9 protein-coding genes are annotated in these 12061 nt (G+C 73.8%); 5 read left to right on the forward strand and 4 right to left on the reverse strand.

Annotated features, from left to right (window positions below):
- Positions 1-507 (forward strand): GNAT family N-acetyltransferase, encoded by a 507-nt coding sequence (locus tag C569_RS0124925; protein WP_018788460.1) that lies wholly within the window; start codon positions 1-3, stop codon positions 505-507.
- A gap of 151 nt (positions 508-658) precedes the next feature.
- The gene (locus C569_RS0124930) at positions 659-1612 is read left to right on the forward strand and encodes a hypothetical protein (protein WP_018788461.1); all 954 of its coding nucleotides are present in this window, start codon (positions 659-661) and stop codon (positions 1610-1612) included.
- Between the two features lie 59 nt (positions 1613-1671).
- On the opposite strand, the gene C569_RS0124935 is transcribed toward C569_RS0124930, so the two are convergent.
- Positions 1672-4542 (reverse strand): glycoside hydrolase family 9 protein, encoded by a 2871-nt coding sequence (locus tag C569_RS0124935; protein ID WP_018788462.1) that lies wholly within the window; start codon positions 4540-4542, stop codon positions 1672-1674.
- Between the two features lie 415 nt (positions 4543-4957).
- On the opposite strand from C569_RS0124935, the gene C569_RS0124940 reads away from it, so the two are divergent.
- Positions 4958-6523: an aldehyde dehydrogenase family protein gene (locus tag C569_RS0124940; RefSeq protein ID WP_018788463.1), complete on the forward strand. Its 1566-nt coding sequence runs from the start codon at positions 4958-4960 to the stop codon at positions 6521-6523.
- Between the two features lie 177 nt (positions 6524-6700).
- Here the strand turns inward: C569_RS0124940 and C569_RS0124945 are convergent, their stop codons facing one another.
- Together C569_RS0124945 and C569_RS0124950 are read right to left on the reverse strand one after the other, a co-directional pair.
- Positions 6701-7777, reverse strand: a complete 1077-nt coding sequence (locus tag C569_RS0124945) for a GNAT family N-acetyltransferase (RefSeq protein WP_018788464.1) — start codon at positions 7775-7777, stop codon at positions 6701-6703.
- Positions 7778-7858: 81 nt separating this feature from the next.
- Positions 7859-8563 (reverse strand): amino acid-binding protein, encoded by a 705-nt coding sequence (locus C569_RS0124950; RefSeq protein ID WP_026268611.1) that lies wholly within the window; start codon positions 8561-8563, stop codon positions 7859-7861.
- Between the two features lie 151 nt (positions 8564-8714).
- Between C569_RS0124950 and C569_RS0124955 the strand changes: the two genes are divergently transcribed.
- Both C569_RS0124955 and C569_RS0124960 read left to right on the forward strand, forming a co-directional pair.
- On the forward strand, positions 8715-9773 hold the full coding sequence (locus C569_RS0124955) for a phosphotransferase family protein (protein WP_018788466.1): 1059 nt from the start codon (positions 8715-8717) through the stop codon (positions 9771-9773).
- On the forward strand, positions 9774-10985 hold the full coding sequence (locus C569_RS0124960; RefSeq protein ID WP_018788467.1) for an acyl-CoA dehydrogenase family protein: 1212 nt from the start codon (positions 9774-9776) through the stop codon (positions 10983-10985). It begins immediately after the preceding gene.
- Positions 10986-11006: 21 nt separating this feature from the next.
- Here the strand turns inward: C569_RS0124960 and C569_RS0124965 are convergent, their stop codons facing one another.
- On the reverse strand, positions 11007-12053 hold the full coding sequence (locus C569_RS0124965; protein ID WP_018788468.1) for a LacI family DNA-binding transcriptional regulator: 1047 nt from the start codon (positions 12051-12053) through the stop codon (positions 11007-11009).
- Positions 12054-12061 lie beyond the last annotated feature (8 nt).

Consider the following 12061-nt stretch of genomic DNA (forward strand, 5'->3'; position numbering starts at 1 on the left):
GTGCTGCGGGGGCGTGCGGTGACGCTACGGCCGGTGACCGACGCCGACGTGCCCGCCCTGGCCGCGATCCGGGCCACCCCTGAGGTGCGCCGCTGGTGGCGCGGCGGCGACGACCTGGCCGCGTCGGTGCGGGCCGACCTGGCCGACGACGCGCTGACGGTCTACGCCGTCGAGCACGACGGCCGGCTGGTCGGCGCGATCCAGTGGTACGCCGAGACCGACCCGGACTACCGCCACGCCAGCCTGGACGTCTTCCTCGACCCGGCGGTACGCGGCTCGGGGCTGGGCGGCGACGCGATCCGTACGCTGGTCCGGCACCTGGTCGACGAGTACGGCCACCACCGGTTCACCATCGACCCGGCGGCGGCGAACACGGCGGCGATCCGGGCGTACGCGAAGGTGGGGTTCCGCCCGGTGGGCATCATGCGGCGTTACGAGCGCGGAGCGGACGGGCGCTGGCACGACGCGCTGCTGATGGACCTGCTCGCCGAGGATCTGTCCGGCTGACCGCGCTCCTGCGGCGGGCGGCGGCGGCGGGCGGCGGGCGGCGGACCTTGGCGAGTTGTGGTTCGGACGGAACAAGAACTCGCCAAGATTGCGCCGTGCCCTGTGGACGGGGCGACGCCACCGCTTCGCGGCCGGGAGACTCGGGCGGGTGATGGGGTGGCTGCCCGCGCACGACGCGGGCCGGTTGGAGTGGCTGGCGTTCGACCAGGCGGGCGTGGTGACGTGGGCGCAGGCGACCGCGCTCCTCACCCCGGGCACGGTGCGGGGGTTGGTCCGTTCCGGTCGCTGGCGGTCGATCTGCCGCGGCATCCTGGTGACCGGCAACGGGCGGCTGACCTGGGACCAGCAGTTGTGGGTGGCGGTGCTCGCCGCCGGATCCGGGGCGGTGCTGGCCGGTGTCACCGCAGCCGGTGAGGCCGGTGTCCGAGGGTTGCGGCGGGAGCCGCTGCATGTGCTCGTTCCCGCCGGCCGCCACCCGCCCACGTTGCTGCGCCGGCTCCCGCTCGACGTCACCGGTGTCGTGGTGCACCGGTCGTCGGTACTGCCGGACTCGCACCGGCAGGTCGCACGCCCTCCTCGCACGACGACCGCGCGGGCGGTGGTGGACGGCGCGGGCTGGGCCCGCTCCGACGACGAGGCCCGGTCGGTGCTGGCGGCGGCGTGTCAGCAGCGCCGGGTGTCACCGGAGGAGATCCTCGCCGTGCTCGATGTGCTCCCCCGGGCACCGCGACGCGAGCTGATCCGGCGAACGACAGCTGACATCGCCGGCGGGGCCGAGGCACTGTCCGAGCTGGACTTCCTGACGCTCTGCCGGCGGCATCGACTGCCGGTGCCGGACCTGCAGGAACGCCGCCGGGACCAGTCCGGCCGTCTCCGTTTCCTGGACGCGTACTGGCGGCGGTGGCGGCTGCACGTGGAGGTGGACGGCGCCCATCACATGGATGTCCGCCACTGGGCGGCGGACATGCAGCGGCAGAACGACGTCTGGACCGCCGGGGACCGGATCCTGCGGTTTCCCGCCTGGCTGCTCCGCAGCCGCCCCGACGAGGTCGCCGCCACCGTCCGCCGCGCTCTGATCGCGGCCGGCTGGAACGCAGAGATGTGAATCTTGGCGAGTTGTCGTTCACGGTGAACGACAACTCGCCAAGATCAGCTAGGGACCGGCTACGACGTCGTGCAGGCGGAGCCGTTCAGCGTGAAGGAGGTGGGCTTCGGGTTGGTGCCGGTGTGGGTGCCGTTGAAGCCGAAGCTCGTCGACGCCCCCGGCGCCAGCGTCCGGTTGTAGGACAGGTTCGACGCGGTCACCGCCGCGCCGGTCTGGTTCACGTTCGCCGACCAGGCCTGCCCGGCCTTCTGCCCGCTGCTGCCGAACGTGAACGCGAGCGTCCAGCCGTTGATCGCCGTGGTGCCGGTGTTGGTGACCGTGATGTTCGCGGTGAACCCGGTGTCCCAGGTGTTCGCCGTCCAGGTCACCGCACAGCCGCCGCCGGCCGGCGGGGCCGTGGTGGTCACCGTGACGCCGGGCGACGCCGGTGAGACGTTGCCGGCCGCGTCCACCGCCACCACCGTGAAGGTGTACGCGGTGGAGGCGGTCAGCCCGGTCACCGCCAGCGTGGTGCCGGTGGCGGTACCGACCAGGACGTTCCCGCCCCGGTAGACCCGGTACCCGGTCACGCCCACCGCGTCGGTGGACGGGCCCCAGGTCAGGGTCAGGCCGGTCGGGCCGACCGCCGAGGCAGTCGGCGTGCCGGGCGCGGTCGGCGCGGTGGTGTCCGGCGCCGGGGCGGCCGGCGTCGTGACGCTCACCGCAGCCGACGACGCGGACCGGTTGCCGGCGCCGTCGAGCGCCCGCACGGTGAACTGGTACGTCCGCACCGGCGCCAACCCGGTCACGGCCAGGGTGGTGCCGGCCGAGACGGTGACGACCGGGTCGGCCCCGGCCGAGGTACGGGTCACCTCGTAGCCGGCCAGGCCGCTGCCGCCGGTGTCCGTGGAGGCGGCCCAGGTCAGCGTGAGCCCGCTCGACGTAACGGCGGACGCGGCGGGCGTGCCGGGCGCGGTCGGCGCGGTGGTGTCCGGGGTGGCCGGTCCGGGCTCCTCGCCCCAGACGCGTACGCCGCCGGAGTAGAGCGGCACCTTCCGGTTCGGCCCGGCGGTGGCCTGGTACGACGGGTCGTTCGCCGGATCCCAGGTGCCGCCCTCCGGCACCCCGATCTTGAACTGGACCTCCATCCGGTGCTGCGACTGCCCGGCGGGCGCGATGGTGTGGCCGGTGCAGTCGACCTCGACGTACCAGATGTCGCCGGAGAACTGCTTCGCGGTCGACGGGGAGGGGCAGCCCTGGGTGTATCCGGGCGTGACCGTCACCGGGCCGGTGCCGTCGGGCCGGAAGAAGTACCGGAACTTGCCGGTGGTCAGCGCCCGGGCCGGGAACGCCGACTTGTTGTAGATGACCGCCTTGAGCCCGGTGGCGCGCGGCTCGGCCTGCATCACAGTGGTCTCCACGGTCAGCTCGTCCAGGTCGGGCGTCTCGGCGACCGGGAAGCCGGCGAGCGGGCTGCCGCCGTACTCGTTCGTCAGCCGGGCCAGCGCGGAGGTGAAGCCGGCGTTGTAGTCGGTGGCCACCTCGTTCATCACGTAGTCCGACCGGCTGTCGGTGTACGCGTCGTTGGCCGCCGACGGGCCGCCGACCAGGGCGCCGTGGAGCACGTGCCGGGTCTCGGTGGGCACGGTCTGGCTGTCCCACCAGGAGCCGTGTGCGGTGCGGTGGTGCGGGTTGCGCGGCGAGTTGGCGCCGAAGCCGATCTGGTAGCTGGAGTTGCGCGGGTTGTCGCCCAGCGCGTAGTTGATCTGCCGGACGGCGAAGTCGTGGTAGCGCGCCTTACGCGTGGCGTCGGTGGTTCTGTCGCTGTAGACGAGCGCGGCGAACGCGGTGTTGGAGGCGTACCGCAGCGCGCCCCAGGAGTCGAGCACCGCCATCCCGCCGGGCGAGTACGGCACCCGCTGCCCGTTGACGCCCACCGTCCAGTAGTCGAGCCACCGGTTGGCGTCGTCGACGTAGCGCTGCTTTCCGGTCAGGTTCGCCAGCAGCACGTACGCGCCGAACTGCTTGTTGTCCCAGGCGATGGTCCACTTGTAGGAGCGGGTGGTGGACTGCGGCTCGGTGCCGAGCTTGTCGTACTCGCTCTCGGCCTTGGCCAGGTAGGCGGTGTCGCCGGTGGCCCGGTACAGCCAGATCGCGCCCCACACCAGTTCGTCCTGGTAGCCGCTCCACGACCGGTAGAAGCTCGTCGCGTCGGTGATGCACTCGTGGTAGTTCTTCCGCACGGTGTCGGCGAACGTGTAGAGCTGCCTGGCGTGGCCGAGCAGCTTGTCCGCGTAGGCCGCGTCGGTGGGCCGGAACACCATGGAGGAGGCGGCCATCGCGGCCGCCGTCTCCCCCGCCAGGTCCGCGCCGCCACAGCTCGCATCGATCTTGTACGCGGGCCGCGCCATCGGCATCACCTCGGCCGGACCCCACCACTTGTGGTCGTCGTCGCCCTTGCCGACCTGCCCGTAGAGGACGTTCGGGGCCGGGTGCGCCTTGACGAAGTAGTCGTTGACGAAGCGCAGGTTGTTCAGCAGGTGGGTGAGCTGGCCGGAGGCGGCGTACCCGTCGCGGTACTCGACCGCGCCCCACGCCAGCATGGTGGCGCTGAACGCCATCGGGAAGCCGAACTTCACGTGGTCGCCGGCGTCGTACCAGCCGCCGGTGAGGTCGACGCCGACGTCGGCGCCGTCGGTGAGCGCCGAGTCGCCCCGCCAGGAGACCCGGTTCCAGGAGGGCTTGCGACCCGACTGCTGCGCCTCGTAGAAGAACAGCGACTTCTGCAACGCCTCCGCGTAGTTGAACGCGGGTGCGGCCGGTGCGGCGGAGACGGACGCGGGTGTCGGGGCGGCGACGGCCGCGGCCAGGCCGACGGCCAGCGCGGCGCCGGTGGCGAACAGCCGGCGGAGCCGGGACCGGCCTCCGGGCGGCGGGATCGGACGGGGCATGGCGAGCTCCTGTGGCTGGTGCCGGGCGGCAGCCGGAGCGGAAACGGGTTCGGGCTCCGGCTGCCGCGTGGCGGTGGTGGTGGGGTGTCCACAGGAGGCCCGGGAGCGCTCCCATGGACAACCGACAATGTAATGCGCCGTTCACCACAGCGGAAGACCGCGCCGACCCGGGGCACCCGGGCGACCATCGGGAGCTGGATCACATAATCGACTGAGGCCGATGCCTGGGGCGTCATGTCCCAGCTCAACGAGCTTGCCGCGGTCGTGAACGCGCCTTCGAGGGCGTCGGCGACGGCTCGGCCGTCCTGGCATACGAACGTACTGTTGCCCGGCCGTTCGGCCCCGCGGGACAGTTACGCCTCACCTGCGGTGCCGTCGATGCCGCCGCTCCCCGGACGACACTGAGGAGATCGCGATGGCTCGACGACTCGCCGAGGGCACCTCCTGGTCCGACACGCTCGCCCGGGCGGTGGCCGCCACGCCCGAGGCGTTCGGCACCGGTCCCGACGGCACCACCACCCTGCACAACCTCGTCCAGGGCGACTGGCGCGCGCTCGGCACGCCCACCGCGGTACGCACCCCGGTGGACGCCACAGTGCTGGCCCACCTGGCCCGGCTCGACGCCGACACGGCCCGCGCCGCCGTGGCCCACGCCGCCCGCGCGCACCGGGAGTGGGCGCAGACCCCGTTGGCCGAGCGCATCGCCCGGGTCACCGACGCGCTCGACGCGCTCACCGGGCACCGCGACCTACTGGCTCTGCTGCTGGTCTGGGAGATCGGCAAGCCGTGGCGGCTGGCCTGCGCCGACGTGGACCGGGCGCTGGACGGCGTGCGCTGGTACGTGCAGGAGATCGAGCGGATGCTCGCCGACGGGCGGGAGCCGCTGCCCGGCCCGGTCAGCAACATCGCCTCCTGGAACTACCCGATGAGCGTGCTGGTGCACGCCGAGCTGGTGCAGCTGCTCGCCGGCAACGCGGTGATCGCCAAGACCCCGTCGCAGGGCGGCGCGGTCTGCCTCACCGTCGCGCACGCGCTGATGCGCCGCGCCGGGCTGCCCGCCACGCTGCTGTCCGGCAGCGGCGAGGAGCTGTCCGAGGTGCTCGTCCGGGCGCCGGAGATCGGCGCGGTGGCGTTCGTCGGCGGGCGCTCCAACGGCGGCAAGGTGGCCGCCGCGCTGCTCGACTGCGACAAGCGGCACTTCATCGAGCAGGAGGGCCTCAACGCCTGGGGCATCTGGAACTTCTCCCAGTGGGACTCGCTCGCCGCGCACCTGCGCAAGGGCTTCGAGTACGGCAAGCAGCGCTGCACCGCGTACCCCCGGTTCGTGGTCCAGCGCGACCTGGTCGACGAGTTCCTCGACATGTACCTCCCCGTGGTCCGTTCGATCCGATTCGGCCACCCGCTCGCCGTCGGTGACGACTGGTCGGCCGGCGACCCGCTGCCCGAGCTGGACTTCGGGCCGTTGATCAGCGCCGCCAAGGCCGGGGAGCTGCGGCGCAAGGTCGACGAGGCGGTACGCGGCGGCGCCGTGCCGCTGCACCGCGGCAAGCTGGACGGCGCGCCGTTCCTGGACGGGCAGGACACCTCCGCGTACGTCGCCCCGGCCGTGCTGCTGGCCCCGCCCGGCCGGTCCCGCCTCATGCACGCCGAGCCGTTCGGCCCGGTCGACACGATCGTCGTGGTGGACACCACCGACGAGCTGCTGGCCCAGATGAACGCCTCCAACGGCGCGCTCGTCGCGTCCCTCGCGTGCGACGACGAGGAGTTCGCCGGCAAGCTGGCGGTGGACCTGCAGGCGTTCAAGGTGGGCATCAACAAGCCGCGGTCCCGGGGCGACCGGGACGAGCCGTTCGGCGGCCGGGGCGCGTCCTGGAAGGGCGCGTTCGTCGGCGGCGACCTGCTCGTGCAGGCGGTCACTGTGGGCGGCGACGGCCGGCTCTACGGCAACTTCCCCGACTACAGCAGCTACCCGGCCACCTGATCGCGCACAGACGGGCGGGGCCCCCGCATCGGGAGCCCCGCCGTGTCACCGTCCCCCGTATCGGAGGCCGGCCCCTGTGGCGCGTGACCGCGCCGGTTCCGGCCGCCGGGCCCGTACCCCTCGGGTTGCGCCGCGCCGTTGCGGCGCACCCGCGGGGTCCGGCCGGCGGCCGTCAGCTCACCTCGGCCGCTGCGCCGGCATGATCGCCCCGTCCCGCGCGGCCGGCCGTGGGGACAGCGGCAGCGCCGCGGTCAGCACACTGCCGTCGCGCTCCATCGCCACCGGCCGGTCCAGCCGGCGCAGCGTCCGCAGCATCGCCGTGTTCTCCGACTGCACGTGCAGCAGCACGGCGGCGTACCCGGCCCGGTCGGCGTGGCCGATCAGGCGGCGCAGCAGCGCCGAACCGAGGCCCCGGCGCTGCCAGTCGTCGCGTACCAGCAGCGCCGCCTCCGCCTCGTCGCCCTCGCCGAGCAGGTTCGCCATCGCCACGACCGGCTCCGCCGCCCCGCCGGAGCCCGCCGTGGCGAGCAGGGTCACGCCCCGGGCCGGCTCCAGCAGCCGCCGCAGCCGGGCCGGCGACGGGTCCGCCGCCCCGCTCAGGTAGCGCCGCTGCCGGCTGCGCGCCGAGCAGGCGACGTGCAGGTCGCGTACGGCGGGCACGTCCTCGGCGGTCGCGGCCCGCACCGACACCTCGCCGCCGTCCGGCAGCACCAGCGTGACCCGGTCGGCGTCCCGCCGGGCCAGCGTCGCCGCCAGCTCGACCAGGGCCTGGGCACGGGCGTACTCGGCCGGGGTGAAGCTGGGCTCCCGGCGGTGCAGCTCGTGGGCGCCGCCGGCCGGGTCGGTGAGCACCATCGTCGTGCCGCCCACCCCGCCCGGCGAGGCGGCGGGTGTCGGACGCCAGGTCACCGTGTCGGCGCCCAGCAGCGTCCGTAGCACCTCCCCGGTCGCCTCCGGGTCGCGGACCAGCCGCCCGGCGAGCCCGAGCAGCCGGGTCGGCTCGTCGGCCAGCCCGCGCGCCCCGCTGCGCGCGATCCAGCAGTCCCGTCCCCGGCCCCGCTCCACGGCGGCCCACAGCTCCGCCTCGGTCACCTGCTCAGGCGCGTCGACCAGAAAGTCGTCGACCGCGCCGGCCTCGGTGGTGTGCACCTGCACGCTGAGGATGTTGACCCCGCGCAACGCGAGGCTCGCCGTGAGCACCGACAGGTAGCCCGGCCGGTCGTCCACGGTGGCTCGGATCCGCCACAGCGCCATGGTTGTCTCCCTTCCTCAGCACCGACCATGCCGTCTGCCTGTTGCGGTCCCGTTGCCCCGGAGTGACGCGGGGCCGTCCTGTCAGGTGACGGTGGTCACGGGCGGCGCGCCGACCAGGTCCAGCCGGTCGCCGAGGATCACCGCGCTGGCGCGGACGAGCTGGGCGAGCCGGTCCACCTCGGTGGAGTGGAACCCGGCGGCGGCGAGCGGCTCGCTGTGGTCGCGGGCGACCACGAGCACCAGCCCGGCCCGCCCGAACGGCGCCACCGCGTAGTGGTGCCCGTCCGGGCTGGTCATGGCGCGCGCCCGCAGCGGGGTCACCTCCGGCAGCCGCGGCGGGGACGGCGCCCGCCAGCTCGCGTGCCCGATCGCGGCCACGCCGGCCTCGCCGCTGCGCGAAGCCCAGTCCAGTGGTACGACGGCGACCACCGCCCAGTCCGCGGCGAGCAGCCCCGGCACCGCGTCGACCAGCGTGGCCGCCCCGTCGACCGGGTTCGCCGCCACCTGGGCGAGCAGTTCGGCGTCCTGACCGGTGGTGGTGGGCGCGCCGATCGCCCGCCACACGCCGTCCACCCGGACGCCCGGGATCGCTGCCAGTCCGGCGAGCATCCGCTCCACCCGCGCCGCACCCGGCCACACCACAGTGAAGTCGTCCACCGCCCGGCCGCCGAGCCGTTCCAGCACCACCACCTGCACGATGTCCGCGCCGGAGACGCCGAGTGTCCGGGCCACCTGGCCGAGCGTGCCCGGACGGTCCGGCAGAGTCACCCGAACTCTCAGCAGCATGTCTGATCCCCTCCGCTGGGCGGGCCGACCGAGCGGCCGGCAGGCTGGGGCCCAGCCTGCCGGTTGACCATTTCGCCCCTGTTGCAGGGGCATGTCCCGCCGGGAAAACCCCGACCTTGACAACAAAGCTGAGCTGCCATCAACTAATCGGATGACCAATCCGGCCGCCGACGTCGCCGTGCCCTCGACCGGTCCGGCCCCGCGCGGGCTCGACCTCGACCGGCTCGCCGCCCACCTGGCCGTCCACCGGCCGGACCTGAGCGGGCCGCTGTCGGCGCGGCTGATCGCCGGCGGCAAGTCCAACCTCACCTACCTGCTGCGCGCCGGTGACCGCGAGGTCGTGCTGCGCCGGCCACCACTCGGACACGTCCTGGCCACCGCGCACGACATGGCCCGGGAGCACCGGGTGATCTCGGCGCTCGCGCCGACCGGCGTACCCGTGCCGGAGCCGCTGCTGCTCTGCGCCGACGAGAGCGTCATCGGCGCGCCGTTCTACCTGATGGCGAAGGTCGACGGCGAGGTCTACCGGCGGCGGGAGCAGACCGATGCGCTCACCGCGGCGCAGCGGCGCGACCTCGCCCTGGCGATGATGGACACGCTCGCCACGCTGCACCGGGTCGAACCGGCCGAGGTGGGGCTGGCCGACTTCGGCCGCCCGGAGGGCTACCTGGCCCGGCAGGTACGCCGCTGGGCCGGCCAGCTCGACCGATCCCGCAGCCGGGCGCTGCCCGGCATCGACGAGCTGCGCGACGCGCTGGCCGCCAGCGTGCCCGAGGGCGCGAACGCGGGCCGGATCGTGCACGGCGACTACCGGCTGGACAACCTGCTCGCCACCGTCGACCCGATGACGGTACGGGCCGTGCTCGACTGGGAGATGGCCACGCTCGGCGACCCGCTGGCCGACCTCGGGCTGCTGCTGACGTACTGGGACGTGCTCGGCGACGGCAACCCGGTGGCCGACGGCATCGGGCCGCGCGCCGGGTTCCCGACCGGCGCCGACCTGATCGAGCGGTACGCCGGGCGCAGCGACGTCGACGTCGGCCCGCTGCACTGGCACGTGGCGCTCGGCTGCTTCAAGCTCGCGGTCATCTGCGAGGGCATCCACTACCGGCACACGCTCGGGCAGACGCTGGGCGAGGGTTTCGACCGGATCGGCGACCTGGTGGCGCCGCTCGTGGCGCACGGGCTGCGCGCGGTGAGGGAGAGCTAGATGGAGTTCGCGTACGACGACCGGACGATCGAGCTACGGCAACGGCTGGAGGCGTTCCTCACCGAGTGCGTGTACCCGGCCGAGCCGGTGCACCACGAGCAGGTGCTCGCGGCCGGCGACCCGTGGGCCCGCCCGCCGGTGATGGAGGAGCTGAAGGCGCAGGCGCGGGAGCGCGGACTGTGGAACCTGTTCCTGCCCGACGCCCGCTACGGCGCCGGGCTGACCAACCTCCAGTACGCACCGCTGGCCGAGCTGACCGGCCGCAGCCCGCACCTGGCCCCGGAGGCGCTCAACTGCGCCGCGCCGGACACCGGCAACATGGAGCTGCTGGCCGAGTTCGGCTCGGAGGAGCAGCGCAAGCAGTGGCTCATGCCGCTGCTCGCCGGTGAGATCCGGTCCGCGTTCTGCATGACCGAGCCGGAGGTGGCGTCCTCGGACGCGACGAACATCGCCACCCGGATCACCCGCGACGGCGACCACTACGTGATCAACGGGCGCAAGTGGTGGTCGTCCGGGGCGATGGATCCGCGCTGCGAGATCCTCATCGTGATGGGCAAGACCGACCCGGATGCCGACCGGCACCGCCAGCAGAGCATGATCCTGGTCCCCCGGGACACCCCAGGCGTGACGGTACGCCGCGGGATGCGGGTCTTCGGCTACAGCGACGCCCCGCACGGCGGCCACGCCGAGATCGACTTCTGCGACGTCCGGGTACCGGTCGACAACCTGGTCGGCGAGGAGGGCACCGGGTTCGCCATCGCCCAGGCCCGGCTCGGCCCCGGCCGGATCCACCACTGCATGCGCCTGATCGGCATGGCCGAACGGGCCCTGGAGCTGCTCTGCCGGCGCGTGCTCGACCGGATCGCGTTCGGCCGCCCGCTCGCCGAGCAGGGCGTGGTCCGCGAGTGGATCGCCGAGTCACGGGTCCGCATCGAGCAGGCCCGCCTGCTGGTGCTCAAGACCGCGTGGCTGATGGACACCGTCGGCAACAAGGGCGCGCACACCGAGATCCAGGCCATCAAGATCGCCACGCCGCTGATGGCCGAGTGGGTGATCGACAAGGCGATCCAGGCGTACGGCGGGGCCGGGGTCAGCCAGGACACCCCGCTGGCCGAACTGTGGGCGGCGGCCCGCACGCTGCGCCTGGCCGACGGGCCGGACGAGGTGCACCGCGCGTCGCTGGCCCGCCGGGAGCTGCGCCGCTGGTCCTGATCCGCTCCCCCGCCGGACGGGTCAGGCGGAGGCGCGGTGGATCAGCTCGGTGTCCAGCAGCACGTGCGGGGAGGGCACCTCGTCGCCGCGGATACGGGACACCAGCAGCCGGGCCATCTGCCGGCCCATCTCCTCCACCGGCTGGAACACAGTGGTCAGCGGCGGCTCGGCCTGACGCGCGATCGGGGCGTCGTCGAAGCCGATCACCGCCACGTCCTCGGGCACCCGGCGGCCGGCCTCACGCAACGCGCGCAACGCGCCGAAGGCCATCAGGTCGGAGGCCACGAACACGGCGTCCAGTTCCGGGCAGGCGTCGAGCAGCCGGCGCATGGCCGCGGTACCACTGCCCTCGCTGAAGTCCCCGTACGCGATCAGGCTCGGATCCACCCGGCCGCCCGCCGCGCGGACGGCCTCCTGGTAGCCGGAGAGCCGGGCCAGGCCGGCGCCCATGTCCTGAGGGCCCGCGATGGTCGCGACCCGCCGGCGACCGCGGCGGAACAGGTGCTCCACCGCCTGCCGCGCACCGCCGACGTTGTCCATGTCGACGAACCACGCCGGCTGCGCGTTCGGGCGCAGCATCCGCGCCGGCCGGCCGCCGAGCACCGTCGGCAGGCCGCGCTCCTCCAGCAGCGTGGGCAGCGGGTCGGCGTCGTGCAGCGACAGCAGGAGTACGCCGTCCACGTGCTGGTTGGTCAGGTGGTGCTCGACCCGTTCCCGCTCGATCGGTGACTGCACCATGGCCAGCCAGAGCTGCATCGGCGTCTCCACCAGCCCCGAGCTGACGCCCCGGACGATGGCCGCGAAGAACGGCTCGGTGAAGACCCGCTCCCCCGACTCGGAGACCACCAGGGCCACCGAGTCGGTCCGCTGGGTGACCAGCGCACGGGCGGCACGGTTCGGCACGTACCCCAGTTCGGCGATGGCCTGCTGGACGGCGGCCCGGGCCTCCGGGCTGACCTGCGGCGAGCCGTTGACCACGCGGGAGACCGTGCCGCGCCCGACGCCGGCGCGGGCCGCGACCGCGTCGAGGGTCGGACGCCCGAGCGAGCGGGTGCGCTGCGTTGTCATCGTTGTGC

This window comes from Micromonospora sp. CNB394 (genome assembly GCF_000374985.1).
GTDB classification, from domain to species: Bacteria; Actinomycetota; Actinomycetes; order Mycobacteriales; family Micromonosporaceae; genus Micromonospora; species Micromonospora marina.

What these genes read in the sequence shown, in the direction of transcription:
- C569_RS0124940 (WP_018788463.1), top strand. Translation starts at nt 4,958, where the DNA reads ATGGCTCGACGACTCGCCGAGGGCACCTCCTGGTCCGACACGCTCGCC.
- C569_RS0124960 (WP_018788467.1), top strand. Translation starts at nt 9,774, where the DNA reads ATGGAGTTCGCGTACGACGACCGGACGATCGAGCTACGGCAACGGCTG.
- C569_RS0124950 (WP_026268611.1), bottom strand. Translation starts at nt 8,563, where the DNA reads ATGCTGCTGAGAGTTCGGGTGACTCTGCCGGACCGTCCGGGCACGCTC.
- C569_RS0124945 (WP_018788464.1), bottom strand. Translation starts at nt 7,777, where the DNA reads ATGGCGCTGTGGCGGATCCGAGCCACCGTGGACGACCGGCCGGGCTAC.
- C569_RS0124930 (WP_018788461.1), top strand. Translation starts at nt 659, where the DNA reads ATGGGGTGGCTGCCCGCGCACGACGCGGGCCGGTTGGAGTGGCTGGCG.
- C569_RS0124935 (WP_018788462.1), bottom strand. Translation starts at nt 4,542, where the DNA reads ATGCCCCGTCCGATCCCGCCGCCCGGAGGCCGGTCCCGGCTCCGCCGG.
- C569_RS0124965 (WP_018788468.1), bottom strand. Translation starts at nt 12,053, where the DNA reads ATGACAACGCAGCGCACCCGCTCGCTCGGGCGTCCGACCCTCGACGCG.
- C569_RS0124955 (WP_018788466.1), top strand. Translation starts at nt 8,715, where the DNA reads ATGACCAATCCGGCCGCCGACGTCGCCGTGCCCTCGACCGGTCCGGCC.